Here is a 21,394-nt window from a genome sequence, read left to right on the forward strand (position 1 = left end):
GGCGACGTCGGAAGCCGGAGGCCGACGCGGATCAGCCGGTCGTCGCGCCTTCGGCGGCGGACCGCACGAGGCGCGAGTACTTGGCAAGGACACCACGGGTATAGCGCGGGGGTAGCGGCTCCCAGCCAGAACGGCGGGAGGCGAGCTCCGCCTCGTCGACGAGTAGGTCGAGAGAGCGAGCTGCGATATCGACCCGTATCAGATCACCATCGCGCACGAAGGCGATAGGACCTGCGTCCACCGCTTCGGGTGCTATGTGGCCGATGCACAGGCCGGTTGTGCCGCCTGAGAATCGTCCGTCAGTCAAGAGTAGTACATCTTTTCCGAGCCCTGCGCCCTTGATGGCCGCGGTGATCGCGAGCATCTCGCGCATACCGGGTCCGCCCTTCGGACCCTCGTAACGGATCACGATCACGGTGCCCGCCTCGATCTCGCCGTTCGCCACGGCATCCATCGCCGCGCGCTCGCGCTCGAAGACCCGTGCGGGGCCTTCGAAGACCGCGGCATCGAAGCCCGCGGTCTTGACGACGGCGCCCTCCGGAGCCAGCGAGCCGTGCAGGATCGTCAGGCCGCCGGTCGCGTGGATCGGGTTGTCGAAGGTGTGGATGACCTCGCCGTCGATCGGCTGCGGGTCGAGGTCCGCGAGGTTCTCCGCCAGAGTCTTGCCGGTGACGGTGAGGGCATCGCCGTGCAGCAGCCCCTCGTCGAGCATCGCCTTCATGATCACCGGGATGCCGCCGTGGCGGTCGACGTCGTTCATGACGTACTTCCCGAACGGCTTCATGTCGGCGACGTGCGGCACCTTGTCGCCGATGCGGTTGAAGTCGTGCAGCGAGAGGTCGATCTCCGCCTCACGGGCGATCGCGAGCAGGTGCAGCACCACGTTGGTCGAGCCGCCCAGTGCCATCGCGAGGGCGATCGCGTTCTCGAACGCCTCCTTGGTGAGGATGTCACGGGTCGTGATCCCCTGGCGGAGCAGGTTGACGACGGCTTCGCCCGAGCGGTGCGCGAAGTAGTCGCGACGCCGGTCGGCCGCGGGCGGCGCAGCCGATCCCGGCAGGCTCAGACCGAGCGCTTCGGCGACGGATGCCATCGTGTTGGCGGTGTACATGCCACCGCAGGCGCCCTCGCCGGGGGCGATCGCGCACTCGATGCGCTTGAGGTCCTCTTCGCTCATGAGCCCGGCGCGGCAGGCGCCGACGGCCTCGAACGAGTCGATGATCGTGACGTCCTTCTCGGTGCCGTCGGAGAGCTTGACCCACCCCGGAGCGATCGATCCCGCGTACAGGAACACGCTCGACAGGTCCAGACGGGCGCTGGCCATCAGCATGCCGGGGATCGACTTGTCACAGCCGGCCAGCAGGACGGATCCGTCGAGCCGCTCGGCCATCATCACGGTCTCGACCGAGTCGGCGATGACCTCGCGCGACACGAGGGAGAAGTGCATGCCCTCGTGTCCCATCGAGATGCCGTCCGACACGGAGATGGTGCCGAACTGCAGCGGGTAGCCGCCGCCCGAGTGCACGCCCTCCTTGGCGCCCTGCGCCAGGCGGTCGAGGCTCAGGTTGCAGGGCGTGATCTCGTTCCAGCTGGACGCGATCCCGATCTGCGGCTTGTCCCAGTCCGCGTCTCCCATGCCGACGGCACGGAGCATGCCTCGGGAGGTCGTCGCTTCGATGCCGTCGGTGACGACACGACTGCGGGGCTTGATGTCGATGGGCGCGCTGCTGGAGGGATCATGCGAGGACATGACGGAAGTCTATTCCCGCCGAGAGGCGCGCTCGTCCGCGAGCGCCTCCAGAAGCTGGGCCATCTCTTGTGGATTCCCCACACGAAGCACGGCGGCGCTGTCCCCCGGGCCCACGCGCACGCCGAGATCTCCGGCGGTCAGCACCCGCATCGCGTCCTCGTCGGTGACGTCGTCGCCGGCGAACAGGATGCCGGTCGCATGGAACCGCTCGCGGAGGGCCGCCATCGCGGCATCCTTGCCCTCGGTGCGCGACGAGAACTCGAGCACACGGTGTCCGGCGCGTCGACGCCAGTGCGGGAAGCGTTCGGCGACGAGCGCGTCGATCTCGGCGAACACCTCCTTCTCGACCTCCCCGGTCGCGGTGCGGGTGTGCACGCCCATCCCGAACGTCTTGGGCTCGAACTCGGCGCCCTCGTGACGATCGATGATCGGCCGCGCAGCCGCCCACAGCTCCTCGCGGTCGCCCTCGGCGGTGTCCGGCCCCGTCGCGTCGGCCTCGCCCGTTCCGGGGAACCAGTACTGGGCGCCATGAGAGCCTGCGAGAGCGATGGGCGAGTCGTCGGTGTGCTCCGTGATCTCACGGAGGTCGTGCATGCTGCGCCCCGAGACGTAGGCGACGGTCGTGTCGGGCATCGCCGCGAGTCGCGCGACCTGGGCGGCCACCTCCGGCAGTGCGCGCGCCGCCATGGGGTCGGGGACGAGCGGTGACGCCGTGCCGTCGAAATCGAGGGCGACGACGAGTCGCGGCGTCGCGGCGATCGCGCGAAGCGCCCCATCGGCGGTTCCGGGGGTCCAGGTACGGGTCACAGGGTCTCCAATCGAGGCGGGTCCCTCCAGTATGGGTGCCGGGGTCAGGACCCGCGGACCTCCGCGAGCGCACGCAGGAACGACGAGGACCAGGCGTTCACGTCGTTCTCGAGCACGCGCCGACGCAGCGACCGCATCCGCTTGCCCTGCTCCGACGGAGTCATCTCGACCGCCGTCATGATCGCGTCCTTGAGGCCCGCGATGTCGTGCGGATTGACCCGCACCGCCTGACGCAGCTCGTCCGCGGCACCGGTGAACTCGCTGAGCACGAGCACCCCGCGGTTGTCCGCCCTGGTCGCGACGTACTCCTTCGCGACCAGGTTCATGCCGTCGCGCAGCGCGGTCACGAGCATGACGTCGGCGGCAAGATACAGCGCGACCATCTCCTCACGCGGGTAGCCCTGATGCAGGTAGCGGATGGCGGTGTGGCCCATCGTGTCGTGGTCGCCGTTGATCCGGCCCACCGCGAGCTCGATCTCGTCCCGCAGGTGCACATAGGCGTCCACCCGCTCCCGACTCGGACTGGCGACCTGCACGAAGGTGATGTCCTCGACGCTCAGGATGCCGTCGTCGAGCAGCTCCCCGTAGGCCTTGATGCGGTGCCGGATGCCTTTGGTGTAGTCGAGTCGATCGACGCCGAGCAGGATCTTCTTCGGGTTGCCGAGACTGGCGCGGATCTCGGCCGCTCGAGCCCGCACCTCAGGGCGTGCGGCGAGTTCGAGGTACGGCTCGGTGTCGATGGAGATCGGGAAGGCCTTCGCCAGGGCGGTGCGCGTGCCGCCGTCGGGCGTGGGAACGGCGACCGCGGATCCCTTGACCTCGTGGCGCAGCCGCCGCCGCACGGCGGTGAGGAAGTACGTCGCGTCCTGCGCGCGCTGGAAGCCGATGACGTCGGCGCCCAGCAGACCGGTGAGCACCTGGTCTCGCCACGGCAGCTGCGCGTACAGGCCGTGGGCCGGGAACGGGATGTGGTGGAAGTAGCCGATCGTCACGTCGTCCCGCAGCTCGCGGACCATCTGCGGCACGAGCTGCAGCTGGTAGTCGTGCACCCAGACCGTGGCGTTCGGCGCTGCCACGGAGGCCGCGGCCTCGGCGAAGCGCCGGTTGACCTTGACATAGGCGTCCCACCATTCGCGGTGGTACTGGGGCGGCGCGATCACATCGTGGTACAGCGGCCAGATCGTGTCGTTCGCGAAGCCCTCGTAGTAGTCGGCCACTTCTTCCGCGCTGAGCGCGACGGGCACGAGGTCGATGCCGTTGATCTCGAAGCGGTCGAGGTGCACATCCGGCTGGCCGGGCCATCCCACCCACGCGCCGTGCGCAGTGCGCATCATCGGCTCGAGGGCCGCGACGAGTCCGCCGGGCGACGTCCGCCACTCCTCCACGCCGTCGATGCCCACGACCCGGTCTACGGGCAGTCGGTTGGCGACGACGACGAATTCTGCGTCTGACATGGCGAGATCTCCTGACGCTGGAAGGTGTGCTTCTCAGGCTACCGAAGCTCAGACCGAGGCTACGCGAGGTTCGGCGGCGCTCAGTCGCCAGTTGACAAGCCCCGCCGCGAACGCTACTGACGCGGCGATGATCGGGAGCACGAGCGCACTGGTCGTCCCTGCGCTCTCCGCGAGCTCTCCCGCGACCGCGGCCCCGAGCGACTGGCCGACGACGATGCCGGAGCCGAGCATGGTCATCACCGTCGCGGAGCGACCGAGCGGACTGCGCGCGGCCCCGAAGCTGTACTGGGTGACCAGGGTCGGGCCGATCCCGATCCCCATGATCGCGAGGGCGAGCATCATGAGCTCCGGGGTGTCGACGCGCAGCAGGAGCAGGCTCCCCCCGAGCAGGATGCCGGAGAACGCCAGCCAGCGCGCCCGCAGCGAGAACCGTGCGGGAAGCCAGGCCACGCCGAGCGCGAGGATGGCGGAGCCGACCCCCATGACCCCGTAGAGCAGGCCCGCCTGCTCGGGGGCGCCGCGGTCCGCCATGAAGGAGGTCAGCGCGGTGAGCATCGTCCCGAAGAACATGCCGACGCCGAGGATGCCGACGACGACGATGAGCACGCGCGGAGTGAAGAGCTCCGAGACCGCGGACGGCGCTCGTCCGTCGACGCCACGGTGCACCGAGACCACGCGTGCGCTCGGGTGCAGGGCGAAGGCGCCGACGAACACCACCGTCAGAGCGGCGGCTCCGATGAGCGGCGCCCAGGGCGCGAGCACGGAGGCGAGGATGCCGACGAGGAAAGGTCCGAAGACGAACACGGTCTCGTCGGCCGCGGACTCGTACGCCATGGTTCCCGATACCGTCCGGGGGCGCACGGCCTCCGGCATGCGGTCCGCGATCATCGTCACGAGCCGCGACCGCGACATGGGGGCGACCTGCGGCGCTGTCGCCCCGATGCCGAACGCGGAGACGAGGACCAGCGCGTCGGCCGCGCCCGTGTAGACGACGAGCGTGAAGACCACGAGCATCGCGCCGTTGGCGAGGGCGAGGATCAGCAGCACCGTGCGCTGGCCGAACCGGTCGGCCGCGGCGCCGAGCAGCGGACCGAAGCACGCGGTGCCGAGGCCCACCGCAGCGGAGGTGAGTCCGCCGAGCGACAGGGAGCCTCGCGCCGATACGACGACCGTCAGGACGCCGACGACCATCATCGCGAACGGGAGGCGGGCGATGAACGCGATCAGGAAATAGGGAAGGCCCGCGATGCGGAGCAGTCCCGGCCCCTCTGCGGTCGAACGGGGTGAGTGCTGCGGGGTGGGGGTGACGTGGCTCATCGTGGCTCTCGCGCGTCCGCGGACGCGGGGTCGGGTGCCGCCGCTGTCCGCCGGAGTGCCGGCGGCCGGTAGATACACGGATTGCGGCCGCGGACCAGCCGCGACTCCCCCATGATAGCGCGGCGATCCGAACGACGGCTGGGCGAGCGCTGCCGCATGCCAGGCGCGTCGCCCGGTTGTCAAGCAGGAGCATCGACGGACTCGGCCGGGTAGCGTGAGGGTATGAACTACCTCACGGGTACCGGACTCCTCGGATCTCTCATGACCGGGGCGAACCTGCTCCGCGGCTCTCGCGACACGAAGCTGACGTGGCGGTCCGCTCTCGCCTGGGTGAGCTGGGGCATCACGATGGCCCTCGCGATCGGCGCCGCGATCGATACGCGGCGCGCCAAGCAGGGTCGCCCGGTCTCGCCCGACTCCCCCGTCTACGCGAAGCAGCAGAAGCAGCAGGAGAAGGACGCGAAGAAGGGCATCAAGCCGATCAAGCGCTGATGCTCACCGGGTGAGGATCAGCGCCTCCCCCTGCCCGCCGCCTCCGCACAGAGCGACCGCAGCCGTGCCCGCTCCCCGCCGCGCCAGCACATGGGCGACGTGGACGACCAGTCGCGTCCCCGACGCGCCGATCGGGTGACCGATGGCGATGCCGCCGCCGTGGATGTTCACGATGCCGCTCGACAGCCCGAGTTCCGTCTGCGAACGCGCGACGACCGCCCCGAACGCCTCGTTGATCTCGACGAGGTCGAGATCGGACGGCTCGATCCCCTGTTTCTCGCAGGCCCGCTCGATCGCGCGCGCGGGCTGCGCCTGCAGGGAGTTGTCCGGCCCCGCCGTCTGACCGCTGGCGCCGATGGCCACCAGCACCGGCCATCCGTGTCGGTCCGCCGTCTCCCTGGTGGTCACCACGACCGCGGAGGCCCCGTCGGAGATCTGCGACGAGTTGCCCGCGGTGATGGACCCGCCTTCCGCGAAGGCCGCACGAAGCGTGCCCAGCGACTCGACCGTGGTGTCGGGACGGATGCCCTCGTCCGCCGTGACCGTCAGCGCCTCGCCCCGGCGCTGCGGCACCGAGACGGGAACGATCTCGTCGTCGAAGATCCCGGCGGCCTGCGCGGACGCGGCCCGCTGATGCGACAGCGCGGCGACCTCGTCCTGCGCACGGCGGGTGAGGTCGAAGCGGGCGTTGTGACGCTCGGTCGATGCCCCCATGCTCTCCTGGTCGTAGGCGTCGGTCAGGCCGTCGAACGCCATGTGGTCGAGAACCTCCACGCTGCCGTAGGTCCATCCGTCGCGCGAGCCCATGAGCAGGTGCGGTGCGCGGGTCATCGACTCCATGCCGGCCGCGACCACCACGGTGGCGTCCCCGGTGCGGATCATCCGTGCCGCGTCGATGATCGCCGTCAGCCCTGAGAGGCACACCTTGTTCACCGAGTGCGCGGGGACGTTCCATCCGATGCCCGCGCCGATGGCCGCCTGCCTTGCGGCATTCTGCCCCGAGCCTGCGGCGAGCACCTGCCCCACGATCACGGCGTCGACGGCGTCGGGCGGCACGGATGCCTGCTCCAGCGCACCGCGGATCGCGAGGGCTCCGAGTTGCACCGCCGTGAAGCTCGCCAGCTGTCCCTTGAGGCGCCCCTGAGGGGTGCGGGCGGCGGCGACGATCACGATGTCGTGGTCTGCAGCTGGGGTCGTGGACCGGTCGGTCGATGTCATCTTCAGCTCTCCGTGTTCGTGTTCGTGTTCAGCAGGTCATCGGCGATGATCAGGGGAGGTTCGGTCGCGTCGACGACCTGCTCCACGCTCACGCCCGGTGCGGTCTCGACGAGCACGAGCCCTTCGCCGGTGACGTCGATCACGGCCAGATCGGTGATGATCCGGTCGACGACCCCGCGACCTGTGAGCGGCAGCGAACAGGAGTCGACGATCTTGGCGGATCCGTCCCGCGCCACATGCTCCATGAGGACGATGACGCGAGCGGCACCGTGCACGAGGTCCATCGCACCGCCAGGACCCTTGACCATCTTCCCCGGGATCATCCAGTTCGCGAGGTCGCCCGTCGCCGACACCTGCATCGCCCCGAGGATGGCCGCGTCGATCTTGCCGCCTCGGATCATCCCGAAACTCGTCGCCGAGTCGAAGAACGCCGCCCCCGGACGCACGGTCACGGTCTCCTTACCGGCGTTGATGAGGTCGGGATCCACGGCGTCCTCGCGCGGATACGGGCCGACACCCAGAATGCCGTTCTCGGACTGCAGCACCACGGTGACCGCGTCGGGCACGTGGTTGGGGACCAGCGTCGGCAGTCCGATCCCGAGGTTCACGTACGACCCGTCCTGCAGTTCTGCTGCCGCCCTCGCGGCCATCTCGTCGCGGGTGAGAGCCATGTCAGGATCCTTCCGTGGCGACCGTGCGTCGCTCGATGCGCTTGGGGATGTCGCGGCCCACCTCGACCACGCGGTGCACGAACACACCGGGAAGATGGATGCGATCGGGGTCGAGCTCCCCGGGTTCCACGAGCTCCTCGACCTGTGCGATGCAGATGCGTCCGGCCATCGCGGCGAGCGGGTTGAAGTTGCGTGCAGCTTTGTTGAAGACCAGATTGCCGTGCCGGTCGCCGGCCAGCGCGTGCACGAGCGAGAAGTCCGTCGTGATGGCCTCCTCGAGCACATACTCCCGCGGCCCCTGGCCGTTGTCGAAGGTGCGCACGTCCTTGACGGGCGAAGCGACGGCGACCGACCCGTCGGGTGCGTAGCGTCGAGGCAGCCCGCCCTCGGCGACCTGGGTCCCCACCCCGGTCTGCGTGAAGAAGGCGGCGATACCCGATCCGCCCGCCCGCAGCTTCTCCGCGAGCGTGCCCTGCGGCGTCAGCTCGAGCTCCAGCTCGCCCGAGAGGAACTGCCGCTCGAACTCGCGGTTCTCGCCCACGTACGACGAGGTCATCTTGCGGATGCGCTGGGCGGCGAGCAGCACCCCGAGACCCCAGTCGTCGACCCCGCAGTTGTTGCTCACGACGCTCAGATCCTTCGTCCCCTGTGCGAGGAGCGCCTCGATCAGCGCGATCGGATTGCCGGAGAGCCCGAACCCGCCGACCGCGAGCGAGGAGCCGTCCGAGATGTCGGCGACGGCGTCGGCCGCAGAGGCCCAGTGTTTGTCGATCACGCGTGCTCCTTCGAAGGGTGGCTGTCTCCAGCATCCCTCCGCACCGCGCGATCGGGAAGAGCGCCGCTTGCGATGTGGACGTATCTCCCCGTAGCGTCCATATCATGGACATACCAGCCCAGGTCGTTCCCGGCACGCAGGCGATCGCCCGTGCAGCGAGGCTCCTTCGCGCGGTCACGGCGAGCGGCGCGGACGGCGCCTCGGTGGTGGACCTCGCGCGCGCCGCGGACCTGTCGCGGTCCACCGCGCACCGGCTCCTGTCCGCCCTGCGCGTCGAGGGACTGGTCGACCGCGACGAGGTGAGCGCCCGATGGATGCCCGGTCCCGAGCTGTTCCTGATGGGGTCGGTGGCAGCGACCCGCTACGACGTGACGGGACTGGCGCGTGACATCGTCCGCTCGCTCGCGGTGAAGACCGAGGAGAGCGCGTTCCTCTCGGTGCGCCGCGCGGACGAGACGGTGTGCCTCGTGCGCGAGGAGGGCTCGTTCCCGATCCGCTCCTTCGTGCTGAGCGAGGGCGTGCGGTTCCCCCTCGGCGTGGCCAGCGCCGGACTCGCCATCCTCGCCTTCCTGCCCGACCACGATGTGGACGCATACCTGGAGCGGCATCCGGAGCTGGAGAGCACATGGGGCCGCACGCACGGCACGAGCGCTCTGCGCAGTCGGCTCGCCGAGACGAAGGAGCGCGGATACGCCGTGAACCCCGGGCTGATCGTGGAAGGCAGCTGGGGGCTGGGCGCTGCGGTGTTCGACCGGACGGGTCGCCCGGAATGGGCACTGAGCCTCACGGGCGTCGGCTTCCGGTTCGGACCGGAGCGGATCACCGAGCTCGGACGCATCCTGCTCGCGCACGCGCACCAGCTCTCGGCACGGATCGCCGGCGCGCGACGCTGAACACGGTCACGGCCGAATCCAATTCATACCATCGGGTATATACTTTTTGGTATGCAACGTCAGGATGTCATCCCCTCCCTCGTGCTCTCGGGATACGCACTCGGGCGCATCGCCGCCCAGGACGCGGGAAACGACGCGCCCGCCGCCCAGTGGCGGGTGCTCAATCTGCTGGAGCGATCCGGGCCACGAAGGGTGGGTGAGCTCGCCGCGGCCGCACGCACCACGCAACCGGGCATGACACGACTCGTCGGCGTCCTGGAGCGCGACGGTCTGGTGCTCCGCTCCCCCGTCGCTGAGGACTCGAGAGCGACCGCGGTCGCCATCACCGAGGCGGGATCGGACGCGCTGCAGGCATGGCGCGCAGAATTCCGCGACACGCTGGCCCCGCGCTTCGCCGAGCTGTCAGACGAAGACTGGAGCATTCTCACGCGTGCGGCGGAGATCCTCGCCGCGCACACCACGAACGACCCGACAGGAGCAGCACAGTGAGCACCGCCACCCCCTCCGTATGGAAGCAGCCGGCACAGGTCTGGGCGGTGGCGTTCGCGTGCGTGGTCGCCTTCATGGGCATCGGCCTGGTCGATCCCATCCTCCCGGCGATCGCCGAGTCCCTGCAGGCGAGTCCGTTTGAGACCGAGCTGCTGTTCACCAGCTACCTCGCGGTGACGGGCCTCGCCATGCTGGTCACCAGCTGGATCTCGTCGCGCATCGGCGCGAAGAAGACCCTGCTGATCGGACTCGCTCTGATCGTGGTGTTCGCGCTCTTCTGCGCCCTCAGCGGCAGCGTCGACGCGGTCATCGGATTCCGCGCCGGGTGGGGGCTGGGCAACGCGCTCTTCATCTCCACCGCTCTGGCCACGATCGTCGGGGCTGCGTCCGGCGGCAGCTCGGCGGCGATCATCCTCTACGAGGCCGCCCTGGGCCTCGGCATCGCGATCGGGCCCCTGCTGGGCGGTCTGCTCGGGGAGCAGAGCTGGCGCGCGCCGTTCTTCGGAGTCGTGGTGCTCATGGCGATCGCCTTCCTCGCCGTGCTGGTGCTCCTGCGGGGACCCGGCGAGAAGCGCACCCCCGTCGCCTTCTCCGCGCCCTTCAAAGCCCTCGGGCGTCCCGCCCTCGCGGTGCTCGCCACCGCGGCGTTCTTCTACAACATCGGATTCTTCATCCTGCTGGCATTCTCGCCCTTCCCCCTCGGGTTCGGGGCGATGGGCATCGGCTTCACCTTCTTCGGATGGGGTCTCGCTCTCGCCGTCACCAGCGTCTGGGTCGCCCCGATGCTCATGCGTCGGATGCCGCGCACCCGGGTGATCCTTCTGGTGCTCCCGCTCCTCGCGCTCGATCTCGTCGTCGCCGGCCTCCTCGTCGAGTCCGCGGTCGCGCTGGTCATCTGCATCGTGATCGGCGGCCTGCTGCTCGGAGTGATGAACACCGTGCTGACGGAAGCCGTCATGGAGGCGACGGACCTCCCCCGGTCGGTGGCGTCGTCGGCGTACTCCTCGGTGCGCTTCCTCGGTGGCGCGATCGCCCCGCCGCTCGCAGCGGCACTCTGGCACGCGTTCAGCGCCACCGTCCCCTACCTGGTGGCGGCGATCGCGGTGCTGGTGGCAGCGTTGACGATCCTCCTCGGCAGGAAGACCCTGGCGCACATCGACGACGACCCCGAGGACCCGGCCGCCGAGGATGCCGCGGCCATCCTGGTGGGCGATGCCGCATGAGGCGAGGACGCAGCCTGTCTACTGCTTGACCGTCACGGTGATCTCGGCGCTTCGCCGGTCGCTCTCCTCGTCGGGCACGGCACCGCGGAACCGGTACTCGAACTCGATCACCGTGGTGCCGAGTCCGACCGGAGCGAAGCGATAGCGGAACTCGCTCGGCGCGCCGACCTCCCCGTCCTCACCGAGATAACGCGAGTCGGCGGCACCCGGATCGAGGACGGCGGGATCCGGTTCGCGCGTGATCACCCACTCGTCGCCGACCGTGGGATTGATCTCTCCGAAGTCCACGACCAGCGCCGAACCGGGCACGAGCGTCACGGCTGACGTGGTGTAGTCGACGGTCTCCGAAGAACCAGCGGCGCACCCCGTCAGCACCAGCGCGAGCAGCGCGCAGGCGAACACCGCCCCACCCTCGATAATCCGTCGCCGCATCGCCACCCCTTCGCATGTGCCTCAAGGTAGCGCACGCGTGCGGCTCCGGGCAGCAGCGCCGTGAAAGCAGAAAAGCCCCGATGACTGGCGAGAGTCATCGAGGCTGATCCGTGCACCCCCTCGGACTTGAACCGAGAACCCACTGATTAAGAGTCAGTTGCTCTGCCGATTGAGCTAGAGGTGCGTGGCCCGGTTTCCCCGGCCGAGGAATTACATTACCAGCCGACGGTCGCGGTGCGAAATCGAGCCTCCTCCTCCGGGTCCGCCGCGCGTGTCGCAGCGTGTCGCGCGCTCGCGGTCGCGAAGGGTCGGGCGACTATCCTGGACGGGTGACTGCCTCCCCCAGCGCCGACCGCCGTTCCCTCGACCTCGCCCTCGCGCTCCGCCTCGCCGACGCCGCCGATGCGCAGTCGCTTCCCCGGTTCGACAGCCCCGACCTCGAGGTGTCGACCAAGGCGGACAGCTCCCACGTCACCGACGCCGACCTCGCGACCGAACGCGCCATCCGCGCGATCCTCGCGACCGAGCGACCCGACGACGGGATCTTCGGAGAGGAGTTCGGCGCGGAGGGCAGCACGCACCGCCAATGGATCATCGATCCGATCGACGGGACCGCCAATTTCCTGCGCGGCGTGCCGCTGTGGGGCACCATGATCGCGCTGGCCGTCGACGGCGTGCCGCAGGTCGGTGTCGTCAGCATGCCCGCCCTGGGGCGCCGCTGGTGGGCCTCTGCGGGCGCCGGGGCCTGGACGGCGACGGACGCCGAGCCGCGCCGCATCCGCACCTCCGCCGTGTCGTCTCTCGATGACGCCAGCGTGAGCTTCCAGAGCATCACCCAGTGGGCGCAGTCGGGGCACCTCGACCAGCTGCTGACGCTCGCCGACCGCGTCTGGCGCGACCGCGCCTACGGCGACATCTACGCCTACATGCTGCTGGCTGAGGGTCGTATCGACATGGTCGCCGAGTTCGGCGTCAAGGAGTACGACGTCGCCGCGGCCGTTCCCATCGTGCGCGAAGCCGGCGGGCGGATGACCGGATTCGACGGCACCGAGACGATCTCCGACCTGTCGACACTCGCCACCAACGGCATCCTTCACGATGCCTTCCTCGAGCTGCTGCACGACTGACGAAAGCGCATGATGACGAACCGCAAGATCTCGGCCGCCCTGGGCGCTCTGACACTGGCCGTCGTGCTCGCGGCGTGCGCCGGCGCTCCGGATGCCGCCGCCACTCCGGCGTCGCCGTCGCCGTTGCCCTCCGCCGAGGCGAGCACGGAGCCGAGCCCGACGCCGCCGCCTGCGACACCGACCGCTCCGACGTGTGACACGATCGTCTCCGCCGGCACCGTCCAGGTGCTCACCGACGCCGGATGGACGTTCCAGCAGAAGGAGTTCGTGATCGGCGGTGTGCCCCTGCCCGACGGTCTGCTGTGCTTCTGGGCGGACTACACCGTCGCCTCCGACCACGGCCAGCTCTACGGATGGTCGCCCATCTCGGCGGAGGACGCGACCGAGGCGCAGTCGTCGCTGCTGGCCGCCGGCTGGACCCGCGAGGACGGGGATGACGGCATCTACATCACCGAGAACCCGCAGTACTCGATGGGTACGGACACGGAGGGCTACGGCATGACGTATCTCTTCGGTGACGGATGGGTGAAGTTCGCGGACACCCGGCAGAGCCTCATCCTCATCGAGTGGGCCGGCTGACCGCGACGCCCATCCGGATCGACGGTGCGATCGGCGAGAACGGCCTGCGCACCGTCGTCACCTCTGTGACGTGTCCAGCACCTCGTCGAGCAGCATGATCCCGCCGGTGGAGTTGACCGACTGCATGAGGTCGTCGACCCACTGCGGGTTGAGTTCCGGCTGTTCGGGGTCGTCGAAGGTGAACCGGAGCGGGATCGACGGGTGGATCCAGATGGTGGAGCGTCCGCCGGCATCGCCATCGGGATGCCGCCACGAGAGCGTGAAACTCTCCTGCCGGCGCAGCTTCGTCGCGATGACGATCTTCAAGTGCGCGAGCGCCCGGTCCTCGATGTGGATCGGGACATCGGACGCACCGTAGAACAGCGTGGCCATTCCCCCAGAGTACTGACTGATCGCGGCTCCGAGGACGGTTGCGACCGCCACGTTCCAGCCGCAGGTCCGGTGTATCGTCGCTCGCATGACCTCTGGGTTGTCGGACATCGCGAGAGAGCTCTACGTCACTCCGCTCGCAGAGTTCATCGCCGCACGCAATGCCCGCGCCGCAGACGCGTCGGACTCGACACTCGCCGCCGAGATCCGCGCACTGAAGAAGCCCTCGGTCGCCGCGTGGATCGTCAACGTGTTCGCGCAGGAGCGTGCCTCCCAGCTGGAGGAGGCGCTGCACCTCGCCGACGAGCTGCGGGAGGCTCAGGAGGACCTGGACGCCCGCGCGCTCGCGCAGCTGGGTCGCGACCGACGAGCGTTGACCAACCGGCTCGCCGCGGCCGCGGCAGAGCTCGCCGGGACGCGAGGAGAGCGAGTCACCGCCTCGACCCGTGAGGCGGTGCAGCAGACGATCACGGCCGCGTTCTTCGATCCTGTGGCTGCCGTCGCGGTCGCCTCGGGCCGGCTGATTCGCGAGCTGGAGCCGTCGGGCGTCTTCGACGAGGGCGCGGACGCCCTCGTCGGCGGTGGCGCTCCGGAGCTGCCGGATACCGCTGCCGCACCGCGCGATGAGGTGAAGGCACGCCGCGAACGGCGGGAGGCCGAACGCGCCCTGCGTGCCGCCGAACAGAGCAGGGAGCGAGCGGTGCGCGACGCGGCATCGGCGGACCGCAGCCTGCGCGCCGCGTCTCTGCGCGTCGAGGAACTGGATCGCCGGGAGCGCGAACTCGAGGCAGAGCTCGTCTCCATCCGCCGCGATGCAACGCGAGCCCAAGCCGCGCTCGAGGAGGCGGATGCGGAGCAGGCGGCCCGAGCGCGCTCCGTGGAGGATGCGGAGGCGGCGGTCGAACACGCGCGCCGCGGTATCGAGGATCCGCCTGGAACCTGACCCGCGAGCCTGATCCGGCCGCACGCTCGCCGCGATGCCTCCGCGGACATCGAAAAAGGCCCGCCTCCCTAGTGTTACCAGGGAGGCGGGCCTTCGTGCTTGTGACAGCGACCTGGTGGACCTGGGGGGGAATCGAACTATGCCGCGCCCCGTATGCTCCCGGGACTACCCCGAAAGTGCGCATCTCGCGCACGCGCGCCAGCCGAGCCGGCCTCGAACCGCGGATGCCGCGGAATGGGCGGTCACTGCTGCACGAACGGCTGTGTCAGCTCGTCCTCGAGCCAGCCCTCGCCGAACGAACGCGTGAGCGCTTCGGTGAGGTGGTTGCTGTCGAAATACGCGGGGATTCCGCCGACGACCGGGTAGCAGACGTCGTCGCAGAACACGTCGGAGAAGTCGACGACACTGAAATTCACGTTGTCGATCATCGCCGCGGCGCGGGTCAGCGCCGACTCGGTGTCGACGCTCTCGACGGGTACGGTGCACGAGTCGATGATGCAGTCCACGACGTCGACGGGCAGCACCGGGGGCTCGGCCATCAGGATGACGCGCTTGCCAGAGTCGAGCCACTGGTTCCACGCGTCGGCGTAGCCGGTGCCGGGGTCGGGCTGGCCGTTGACGGTGTACTTTCCCGACCAGGCCGTCGTGATGATGACGTCGATGTCGGGGTCCTCGACCAGCATGTCGATCGTGCCCGTGCGCCAGGCCTGGCAGTCGGCGACGTAGGCGGGATCCGTGCTGATCGTTCCCACCGCGGGGTCGGCGGTCGCCGCGCAGCCTCCCTTGAGGAAGGTGTGGATGCGCGCGTTGTGCACGGGCGCCACGGTGTCGAGCGAGCCGGACCACATCTCGGCGTGTGAGTCTCCGACGATCGCGATATCGAGGTCCTGCGTCCCCTCCGGCGCTCCCCACGAGCAGGTCTTGACGACCCCATCGGCCGTGGTCACCTCTTCACAGATGGTGCCGCCGGTCGTGCTGGTGATGAGGTTGAAGTGGCTCTCGGAGAGCAGGTACCCCTGGTCGCCGAGCTCGCGAGAGTCGGAGCAGTCAGCGGTGCCGAGTTCTGCCTGGGCGCCGAAGCATTCCCCGGGGTCCTTCGACGCGGCGACGAGTGAGGCGGTCGCCGAGACACCGTGGTCCCGCAGCGCGACCACACCGAGCGCGGACGGGACGACGACCACGGCCATCGCGGCCACGGTCATGACGGCGATCCAGCGTGGGCGGGTGCGGGCGAGCGGGCCGAGGCGCACCGGGTCTTCGATGAAACGCTTGGTGAGCAGTGCGAGAACCAGGGTGATGGCGAGGAGAACGAATTTGTCTACTGTGCCGATCGGTCGGGAAAGGATGACGGGGGCGGCGACGATGAGTGGCCAGTGCCAGAGGTACGCCGAGTAGCTCACGTCGCCGATGATCTGCACGGGGCGGAACGAGGTGATCGCTCGCGTCGACCAGGTGTGTTCGGCCTCGCCGATCGCGATGACGAGAACGACGCCGAGGACGGGGATGAGGGCGGCGGGTCCGGGGACGCCGGACTGCGAGTCGAAGAGCACGGCGCTGCCGAGGATGAGCGCCCAGCCGAGCCAGACGAACGCGCTGAGGCGGCGGCGGATCGTCTCGCTGAGGACGGGGAGCAGAGCGACGAGGCCACCTGCGGCGAACTCCCACGCACGTCCCGTGGTCTGGAAGTACGCGGCCGACGGGGTCTGGGCGGTGGAATAGACGGCCCAGGCGAGCGAGGCGAGCGCGATGACCGCGAAGACAACAGCGGTGACGACGACCTGCGTCCGCTTCGCGCGGCGGAAGGTGAACAAGGCTACGGCCAAGAGGATGATCGGCCAGATGATGTAGAACTGCTCCTCGACTGAGAGTGACCAGTAGTGAGTGACCAGGGTCTGGGCCTCGCCCTGGGCGAAGTAGTCAAGAGAGTTCGAGGCGAGCACCCAGTTGAGTACGTAGACCGCGGCGGCGCCGATCTGGTACAGCTCGTTCTCCCACTGGGGAAGGGGCATCATTACGACGGTGAAGATGCCGCACACCGCGAGTACGAGCAGCGCGGCGGGCAGCAGGCGGCGGGCGCGTCGGGCCCAGAACGCGCCCAGTCGGATCTTGCCGGTGCTCCGCGACTCGCGGAGGAGGTGGGACGTGATGAGGAATCCGCTGATCACGAAGAAGACGTCGACGCCGATGTAGCCGCCGGGAAGGACCCCGGGCCACATGTGGTTGACGATCACGGCGAGCACGGCCACCGCGCGGAGTGCCTGCAGATCAGTGCGGAAGTCCCGCTTTGGTCCAGTCATGTTTCCTTTATCCCGGCCATGACTTGGTCACCCAAGTAGGACGTGAGCGTTCTGAGATTCGTTCCGCTCACGCGATTCGAGCCGACACCGGTTCCCGCGGAGACGTCTGTGGTGCGACGGTCCTCTTCGGGTATTCCAATATTCTAGTTATTCGACCACTGCGCCTTGGAACTGGCGCGGCGCGGAGACGACGGGGAGACAGCGACGCGGGCCGCCGGCGGCCGTAGGCTCGTCGTCTCGGCCGGAGAAGGGACACCCGGCCATGCCCTCACGAGGACTCTCACCCGACACGATGCTCAGCATCACGCTCGACGCGATCTGCTCACGGCCACCGCTACACGCAAGATCCCGAACCCGTCATCGCCGAACTGTACGCGACCGCCGGCGATCGGCTCGACATCCTGACGGAGTCCGTCGGCATCTGGGTCGGGTTCTTCGAGGACGACTACCTGCGCACGCTGTGCACCGCGCTGCGCGCACTCCCTGGGCTCGAACCGTGGATCGTCGAAGAGGCGCGGCGTCGATCGCAGAGGGCTCATTCCACGCCACCGCTCGGCCTCCGCCACACCCTAAGATGACTGCCCCGAATAAGGAGCGCAGCGTCGATATGGTGAGTCCATGAAGCGTGCACGCAAGGGTAGGCCCACCCCACGGCGCCCCGACCACGAAGCAACCGCCCCGCAATTTCAGGAAGCCATCCGAGCCGCGTCCACGGTTCAACTCGTCTGCTGGAAGTGCCGGTATGCCTACGAAGGGATCTCGCCCGTCTACGCGATAAGCACGAACGCCATCGCGCCAGGGGGCAACTTGATCGTGGTCATCCCCTGCCCTATCTGCGGGACGGATAACGAGAAGCGATCGGATTTCCACGCGACCGCCGCCGACGGAACGCAGATGAGTAGCGTCACTCTCGCTGGACTTCGCCTCGGCCTGCAGGACGTCATCGACCGCTTGCAGGCAGGAAAGATTTCCCCTGAAGCGGCAGCCCAGGAAGTTGCGGCGATGCCAGCAATGTCCCGGCTGGGGCAGTGGATGAACCGACACCAAGTGTCGATCGCGATCGTCATGAGCGCGCTCAGTCTCGTGCTCGACGGGATCAGCTTGGCCACTGCCCTTACCCCCTCGGAAGACCCGGCACCTTCCGACCAGTACGTTTCACCCGAGCAAGTCGAAGAGATCATCACTGGCGTTATCGAGCGCCTGGAATCTGACAGTGACACCCAACCGTCACCGACCCCCTCGCCCTCGCCCTCGACGGATCCCGCACCATAACCGACAGAACTCCCCCACCTAGCCCGAAGGCTAGGTGGGGGAGCTTCATCTGATGCGTCGTTGGTGGCCGCGAACGACGCCTCGTGTCACGCGACCGTCGGATCGGCCGCGCGCTCGATTGCGGAAGCCGAGCTGCGGGTGACCAGCGTGTAGGAGGTGCTCACGATGCCGATCGCGATGAGGGCGAACACCCACCAGTCGGGATCGGTTCCTTCGTGATCGCGTAGTAGAAGACCATGACGACCGCGGCGAGCGCGACCGTGACTGTGACTGTGACTGTGACGACCTTCTTCTGCCACGAGGTCTTCACGAACGGCAGAGCACCGTTCAGCGCACCGATCGCGTACGGGGTGAAGAAGCCGAGCAGGGTGAGCACGCCGAGCGGCGCGGCGGGGTTTGCGATGTCCATCAGTTCTCCTAGGTCAGACGGCCCGGCGACGAACCCACGCGGGCGGGATGGCGTCTTCGATCTCCGCGATGTCCGCGGGGTCGAGGTTGGGGGTGTCGTTCCCGGGCCACTGGTCGAACAGTGCCCGGAGGATGCGCGCGACGGCCTGCAGCTTGCGCGTGTCCGCGCGGCGCACTTCTCCGAGTTCCGCGCGCAGCCCGAGGACTTCATCGCGAACGCTCTTCATCTCGTCGCGAAGGTCTCGGTTCTCGTCGACGACTTCCTGCCAGCCGGGGAACTGCTTCTCGTGCCGCGCGGGCTCCGATGCAGCTTCGGCGGCGACCCTGTCGCGACGCTTCCCCGCGAGGAGGAAACATCCGCCGAGAAGGGAGACGATCGTGCCGGGGAGGACGTACTGGAAGATCAGCTCAAGCATCCGAACCCCCTCGACGGATGAGGGTCACGATCCTCGTCGTCGGGAAGACCATGAAGCCGAGCAGGATCACCGAGTACGCGAGCCGCTCGACGTCGCCGCCGAAGATCAGCACGATCGGGGCGAAGGCGTAGACCGCGAGGAGTGCGACGACGCACATGGCGCCGCTGAACTCGATCCGCCACCACTTCTTCCGCGTCGAGCCGATCGTCGCGACAGTTCCGGTCAGCACCATGCCGAGCGCCCAGAAAGACGAGTACGACGCCGAGGTGACCTGATCCAGCGTCGGTGCAGTGGCGATCGCGACCGCAACCCCGAGGAGCGTGGCGAACACGTACTTCGTCACCATCGCCCCCGAGGGATCACGGTCGGTTCGCCTTCCCACCGACAGAGCCGGTCGCGCATCAGCTGCTCGCGGCCTTGATCGCCAGCGCTACCTTCTGCACCTGCTCGAGCGTGGCCTGCGTCTGATCCTGCTCGCCGCGAATAGCGATGCCCTCCGCGGTGAGCCGCGACCAGAAGCGCCCATCTGTGCCCTGAGCAGCGGCCCGCAGGACGGCTTCGACAGACGCCCTCGGGATGTTCTCTGACTGCAGCTGGACGGTGAAGTCGTCGTTGCTGCACTCGATGATTGGCCCATGACGCTTCTCAAGCGTGCCAACCCTCGCGGGGTCATTGACGTAGTAGATCTTCTCGTAGCCGAGGACGAAAACTGCCCCGGTGCTGGCCCAGCGAGTGAGTGCCATCTCGTCCTCCTTGTGGACGTCGGTGGGACGGTTGGTCGTCCCGGGGTTGATCGCGACGGCACCGAAGGTCGGGACCGTCCATGCGGGGTTGAAGTCGCCGACATACCACTGCTCGCGCGGCTTCAGGAAGTCGATGGTCAGGCCGACGATCGTCATGAGCGCGACGAACCGCGACCACGCGAGCGACGGGTTGCCGCGCGCGAGCGCCTGCCAGTTGGCGACGTCGAGCGCGAAGACCTCGCGGCCTTGGTACTTCCCGCCGTGGCTCGACGTGCCGGGAACCGCGGCCATGATGCCGTAGTGCCGCCGATACGCGACCTACGGGTCGTATGGGCGGTAGCCGTTCCACCCGCCGAGACCGTCGATGTCGCCGGTGATGTACAGGCGCACGCCATACTTCTCGACGCCGAGCCTGACCGCCTCATTCCAGCGAGCGTTCAGGCTCGGCGTGAGATAGATGTTGCCGCCGCGGTGCACGAAGGTGTGCAGCGGGTATCGGCCGTTGGCATAAGACATGATGCCCTCCGAGAAATGACGAGCCCAGGAGCTGGGCGGGCGATAAGGTGCGTGAGTGCCCCCGGAAGATCTCGTTCAATCTCTGACCATCGCGACAACCGCTGGCGCTGCAGTGCTTGCCGCGACAACAGGGTTACTCGTCGCATGGATTCAGCGCCGCGGGGCCGTGGCGTCGTGGCGTCGGGAACAACTCGCTGGAAAGTACACAGACCTCGTGGACGCGCTGGTAACCATCGAGAAATTCGTTCGATCGGACGCTGGAGAGCCCTACCAGCGAAACGGAAGCGAGGATGTGAGCCGCGCACTCTTGACTCAGTTCGACGGGCTGCAACAGATACTGGAACAGAAACGCACCGCGGCGCTGCTCGTTTCAGGGAAGCGCGTCACCCGCGCGATCCTCGCGCTTGATTTGCCGCGCGGAGAGTTCTTCCCTTGGGGGTGCGGCCACAGCAGCCATGGAGCTGATCTCGAACGAAAGCTCGCGCTCCACCACTTCGCCCAGGGCAAGGCGAACCTCACCGTGGCTATGCGCGCAGAGCTGGGCGTTCTGAGTCGAAAAGGACGTCGGGAACTAGATCGTCTGCTCGACGAGCGCCCAAAGGAAGTCGAGGTGCGGGCAAGGCGGATTGTGGAGATTCCGGACGACAAGATCGTAGACAGGCTTCATCAATACAACATTCAGCGCATCGACGGATCGGCGATCCCGATGCACCCCTGCGCCTACAACGAGCCCGCTCCGTTCTACATTCATACTTTCCAGCGCACCCACGGCATCGCCGATCACCTGCCCGCGGACGCCATACTCGTTCTCTGGCATGGCAAAGATCCGGGTCTCGCGGTAAGCGGAATGCTCCCCGCCGCCGCTCAGACCCAGATCAACCGCACGGTACTTCGAGCGGTCGTGTCGAGCTACACCGAAGGCCATTGGCGCGACGGGCCCGCCGATAGTCGGGTGATGCTGTGGGCTATGGGTCCCGATGGACCCGTCCTGATCTAGTCACGCACTCACGCCGCATGTACGCTCTGACCATGACCACTGAAACGCTGACGCCGCCCGTCGATCTAGGCGAGCGTCCGGCGTGCCAGGGGTGTGACGGGAACCACTACGACGAGTCCGGGCAGGCATGCACGGTGTGCAGCGGGAACGACCCGTCAATCCTCGTCGGGATCCTGCGGTTCCTCTGCTTCTGGCGGTAGGCCAGG

General features: G+C 68.2%; 24 protein-coding genes and 1 tRNA gene. 9 read left to right on the forward strand and 16 right to left on the reverse strand.

Going from position 1 to position 21,394, the window contains the following annotated elements; translation table 11 throughout:
* Positions 1 to 31: 31 nt before the first annotated feature.
* From ilvD to FQ142_RS10075, 4 genes are read right to left on the reverse strand one after another with little or no spacing between them, the layout of a single operon-like run.
* On the reverse strand, positions 32 to 1,750 hold the full coding sequence (gene ilvD, locus FQ142_RS10060) for a dihydroxy-acid dehydratase (protein WP_056416979.1): 1,719 nt from the start codon (positions 1,748 to 1,750) through the stop codon (positions 32 to 34).
* A 9-nt stretch (positions 1,751 to 1,759) separates the two neighbouring features.
* Positions 1,760 to 2,557, reverse strand: coding sequence for a trehalose-phosphatase (gene otsB / locus FQ142_RS10065; RefSeq protein WP_149423165.1), 798 nt, complete (start codon positions 2,555 to 2,557; stop codon positions 1,760 to 1,762).
* Between the two features lie 44 nt (positions 2,558 to 2,601).
* A complete protein-coding gene (locus tag FQ142_RS10070) occupies positions 2,602 to 4,011 on the reverse strand; it encodes a trehalose-6-phosphate synthase (protein WP_056416973.1) in 1,410 nt (469 codons plus the stop codon).
* A 48-nt stretch (positions 4,012 to 4,059) separates the two neighbouring features.
* Positions 4,060 to 5,328 (reverse strand): MFS transporter, encoded by a 1,269-nt coding sequence (locus tag FQ142_RS10075; RefSeq protein ID WP_149423166.1) that lies wholly within the window; start codon positions 5,326 to 5,328, stop codon positions 4,060 to 4,062.
* Positions 5,329 to 5,550: 222 nt separating this feature from the next.
* Between FQ142_RS10075 and FQ142_RS10080 the strand changes: the two genes are divergently transcribed.
* Positions 5,551 to 5,820, forward strand: a complete 270-nt coding sequence (locus FQ142_RS10080; RefSeq protein WP_149423167.1) for a hypothetical protein — start codon at positions 5,551 to 5,553, stop codon at positions 5,818 to 5,820.
* Positions 5,821 to 5,823: 3 nt separating this feature from the next.
* Here FQ142_RS10080 and FQ142_RS10085 read toward each other — a convergent pair whose 3' ends face one another.
* Genes FQ142_RS10085 through FQ142_RS10095 form a run of 3 tightly spaced genes read right to left on the reverse strand, consistent with a single transcriptional unit; the run spans position 5,824 to position 8,484 of the window.
* Positions 5,824 to 7,038 carry an acetyl-CoA C-acetyltransferase gene (locus FQ142_RS10085; protein ID WP_149423168.1) on the reverse strand — a complete coding sequence of 405 codons (1,215 nt, stop codon included), beginning with the start codon at positions 7,036 to 7,038 and terminating at the stop codon, positions 5,824 to 5,826.
* A 2-nt stretch (positions 7,039 to 7,040) separates the two neighbouring features.
* Complete coding sequence (locus tag FQ142_RS10090; protein ID WP_188042364.1) at positions 7,041 to 7,709, reverse strand: CoA transferase subunit B; 669 nt, start codon at positions 7,707 to 7,709, stop codon at positions 7,041 to 7,043.
* A gap of 1 nt (position 7,710) precedes the next feature.
* Positions 7,711 to 8,484: a CoA transferase subunit A gene (locus tag FQ142_RS10095; protein ID WP_056416959.1), complete on the reverse strand. Its 774-nt coding sequence runs from the start codon at positions 8,482 to 8,484 to the stop codon at positions 7,711 to 7,713.
* Between the two features lie 104 nt (positions 8,485 to 8,588).
* On the opposite strand from FQ142_RS10095, the gene FQ142_RS10100 reads away from it, so the two are divergent.
* From FQ142_RS10100 to FQ142_RS10110, 3 genes are read left to right on the forward strand one after another with little or no spacing between them, the layout of a single operon-like run.
* The gene (locus FQ142_RS10100) at positions 8,589 to 9,377 is read left to right on the forward strand and encodes an IclR family transcriptional regulator (RefSeq protein ID WP_149423169.1); all 789 of its coding nucleotides are present in this window, start codon (positions 8,589 to 8,591) and stop codon (positions 9,375 to 9,377) included.
* A gap of 51 nt (positions 9,378 to 9,428) precedes the next feature.
* Positions 9,429 to 9,866, forward strand: coding sequence for a MarR family winged helix-turn-helix transcriptional regulator (locus tag FQ142_RS17660; protein WP_149423170.1), 438 nt, complete (start codon positions 9,429 to 9,431; stop codon positions 9,864 to 9,866).
* On the forward strand, positions 9,863 to 11,089 hold the full coding sequence (locus FQ142_RS10110; protein ID WP_262492116.1) for an MFS transporter: 1,227 nt from the start codon (positions 9,863 to 9,865) through the stop codon (positions 11,087 to 11,089). Before FQ142_RS17660 ends, FQ142_RS10110 begins: the two co-directional genes overlap by 4 nt.
* 18 nt (positions 11,090 to 11,107) lie before the next feature.
* On the opposite strand, the gene FQ142_RS10115 is transcribed toward FQ142_RS10110, so the two are convergent.
* Entirely contained in the window at positions 11,108 to 11,521 is a 414-nt protein-coding gene (locus tag FQ142_RS10115) for a protease inhibitor I42 family protein (protein ID WP_149423172.1), read from the reverse strand.
* Between the two features lie 111 nt (positions 11,522 to 11,632).
* Positions 11,633 to 11,705, reverse strand: a tRNA-Lys gene (locus FQ142_RS10120).
* A gap of 145 nt (positions 11,706 to 11,850) precedes the next feature.
* On the opposite strand from FQ142_RS10120, the gene hisN reads away from it, so the two are divergent.
* Together hisN and FQ142_RS10130 are read left to right on the forward strand one after the other, a co-directional pair.
* Entirely contained in the window at positions 11,851 to 12,648 is a 798-nt protein-coding gene (gene hisN, locus FQ142_RS10125; protein WP_149423173.1) for a histidinol-phosphatase, read from the forward strand.
* A gap of 9 nt (positions 12,649 to 12,657) precedes the next feature.
* Positions 12,658 to 13,227, forward strand: a complete 570-nt coding sequence (locus tag FQ142_RS10130) for a hypothetical protein (RefSeq protein ID WP_262492117.1) — start codon at positions 12,658 to 12,660, stop codon at positions 13,225 to 13,227.
* 57 nt (positions 13,228 to 13,284) lie between these two features.
* Here FQ142_RS10130 and FQ142_RS10135 read toward each other — a convergent pair whose 3' ends face one another.
* Positions 13,285 to 13,599 (reverse strand): hypothetical protein, encoded by a 315-nt coding sequence (locus FQ142_RS10135; protein ID WP_056416939.1) that lies wholly within the window; start codon positions 13,597 to 13,599, stop codon positions 13,285 to 13,287.
* Between the two features lie 85 nt (positions 13,600 to 13,684).
* Between FQ142_RS10135 and FQ142_RS10140 the strand changes: the two genes are divergently transcribed.
* Positions 13,685 to 14,539: a transposase gene (locus FQ142_RS10140; protein ID WP_149423174.1), complete on the forward strand. Its 855-nt coding sequence runs from the start codon at positions 13,685 to 13,687 to the stop codon at positions 14,537 to 14,539.
* Positions 14,540 to 14,781: 242 nt separating this feature from the next.
* On the opposite strand, the gene FQ142_RS10145 is transcribed toward FQ142_RS10140, so the two are convergent.
* Positions 14,782 to 16,836, reverse strand: a complete 2,055-nt coding sequence (locus FQ142_RS10145) for an acyltransferase family protein (RefSeq protein ID WP_149423175.1) — start codon at positions 16,834 to 16,836, stop codon at positions 14,782 to 14,784.
* A 618-nt stretch (positions 16,837 to 17,454) separates the two neighbouring features.
* Between FQ142_RS10145 and FQ142_RS10150 the strand changes: the two genes are divergently transcribed.
* Positions 17,455 to 18,108, forward strand: coding sequence for a hypothetical protein (locus tag FQ142_RS10150; protein WP_149423176.1), 654 nt, complete (start codon positions 17,455 to 17,457; stop codon positions 18,106 to 18,108).
* A gap of 160 nt (positions 18,109 to 18,268) precedes the next feature.
* Here FQ142_RS10150 and FQ142_RS10155 read toward each other — a convergent pair whose 3' ends face one another.
* From FQ142_RS10155 to FQ142_RS10170, 5 genes are read right to left on the reverse strand one after another with little or no spacing between them, the layout of a single operon-like run.
* Positions 18,269 to 18,517 carry a hypothetical protein gene (locus tag FQ142_RS10155; RefSeq protein ID WP_149423177.1) on the reverse strand — a complete coding sequence of 83 codons (249 nt, stop codon included), beginning with the start codon at positions 18,515 to 18,517 and terminating at the stop codon, positions 18,269 to 18,271.
* 13 nt (positions 18,518 to 18,530) lie between these two features.
* Positions 18,531 to 18,932, reverse strand: a complete 402-nt coding sequence (locus FQ142_RS10160) for a hypothetical protein (RefSeq protein ID WP_149423178.1) — start codon at positions 18,930 to 18,932, stop codon at positions 18,531 to 18,533.
* Positions 18,925 to 19,314, reverse strand: a complete 390-nt coding sequence (locus tag FQ142_RS17485; protein ID WP_188042365.1) for a hypothetical protein — start codon at positions 19,312 to 19,314, stop codon at positions 18,925 to 18,927. Before FQ142_RS17485 ends, FQ142_RS10160 begins: the two co-directional genes overlap by 8 nt.
* A 19-nt stretch (positions 19,315 to 19,333) precedes the next feature.
* Positions 19,334 to 19,966 carry a hypothetical protein gene (locus FQ142_RS10165; protein ID WP_149423179.1) on the reverse strand — a complete coding sequence of 211 codons (633 nt, stop codon included), beginning with the start codon at positions 19,964 to 19,966 and terminating at the stop codon, positions 19,334 to 19,336.
* Between the two features lie 27 nt (positions 19,967 to 19,993).
* Complete coding sequence (locus FQ142_RS10170; protein ID WP_149423180.1) at positions 19,994 to 20,191, reverse strand: hypothetical protein; 198 nt, start codon at positions 20,189 to 20,191, stop codon at positions 19,994 to 19,996.
* 214 nt (positions 20,192 to 20,405) lie between these two features.
* Here FQ142_RS10170 and FQ142_RS10175 point away from each other — a divergent pair, with 214 nt between their 5' ends.
* Positions 20,406 to 21,188: a hypothetical protein gene (locus FQ142_RS10175; RefSeq protein WP_149423181.1), complete on the forward strand. Its 783-nt coding sequence runs from the start codon at positions 20,406 to 20,408 to the stop codon at positions 21,186 to 21,188.
* The last annotated feature ends 206 nt before the right edge of the window (positions 21,189 to 21,394 follow it).

Source organism: Microbacterium sp. ANT_H45B (genome assembly GCF_008369345.1).
GTDB lineage: Bacteria > Actinomycetota > Actinomycetes > Actinomycetales > Microbacteriaceae > Microbacterium.

Coding starts and splice junctions, on each gene's coding strand:
- ilvD (WP_056416979.1), bottom strand. CDS start 1,750: ATGTCCTCGCATGATCCCTCCAGCAGCGCGCCCATCGACATCAAGCCC.
- FQ142_RS10070 (WP_056416973.1), bottom strand. CDS start 4,011: ATGTCAGACGCAGAATTCGTCGTCGTCGCCAACCGACTGCCCGTAGAC.
- FQ142_RS10075 (WP_149423166.1), bottom strand. CDS start 5,328: ATGAGCCACGTCACCCCCACCCCGCAGCACTCACCCCGTTCGACCGCA.
- FQ142_RS10080 (WP_149423167.1), top strand. CDS start 5,551: ATGAACTACCTCACGGGTACCGGACTCCTCGGATCTCTCATGACCGGG.
- FQ142_RS10085 (WP_149423168.1), bottom strand. CDS start 7,038: ATGACATCGACCGACCGGTCCACGACCCCAGCTGCAGACCACGACATC.
- FQ142_RS10090 (WP_188042364.1), bottom strand. CDS start 7,709: ATGGCTCTCACCCGCGACGAGATGGCCGCGAGGGCGGCAGCAGAACTG.
- FQ142_RS10100 (WP_149423169.1), top strand. CDS start 8,589: ATGGACATACCAGCCCAGGTCGTTCCCGGCACGCAGGCGATCGCCCGT.
- FQ142_RS17660 (WP_149423170.1), top strand. CDS start 9,429: ATGCAACGTCAGGATGTCATCCCCTCCCTCGTGCTCTCGGGATACGCA.
- FQ142_RS10115 (WP_149423172.1), bottom strand. CDS start 11,521: ATGCGGCGACGGATTATCGAGGGTGGGGCGGTGTTCGCCTGCGCGCTG.
- FQ142_RS10130 (WP_262492117.1), top strand. CDS start 12,658: ATGATGACGAACCGCAAGATCTCGGCCGCCCTGGGCGCTCTGACACTG.
- FQ142_RS10135 (WP_056416939.1), bottom strand. CDS start 13,599: ATGGCCACGCTGTTCTACGGTGCGTCCGATGTCCCGATCCACATCGAG.
- FQ142_RS10140 (WP_149423174.1), top strand. CDS start 13,685: ATGACCTCTGGGTTGTCGGACATCGCGAGAGAGCTCTACGTCACTCCG.
- FQ142_RS10145 (WP_149423175.1), bottom strand. CDS start 16,836: ATGACTGGACCAAAGCGGGACTTCCGCACTGATCTGCAGGCACTCCGC.
- FQ142_RS10150 (WP_149423176.1), top strand. CDS start 17,455: ATGAAGCGTGCACGCAAGGGTAGGCCCACCCCACGGCGCCCCGACCAC.
- FQ142_RS10155 (WP_149423177.1), bottom strand. CDS start 18,517: ATGGACATCGCAAACCCCGCCGCGCCGCTCGGCGTGCTCACCCTGCTC.
- FQ142_RS10160 (WP_149423178.1), bottom strand. CDS start 18,932: ATGCTTGAGCTGATCTTCCAGTACGTCCTCCCCGGCACGATCGTCTCC.
- FQ142_RS10165 (WP_149423179.1), bottom strand. CDS start 19,966: ATGGCCGCGGTTCCCGGCACGTCGAGCCACGGCGGGAAGTACCAAGGC.
- FQ142_RS10170 (WP_149423180.1), bottom strand. CDS start 20,191: ATGTCTTATGCCAACGGCCGATACCCGCTGCACACCTTCGTGCACCGC.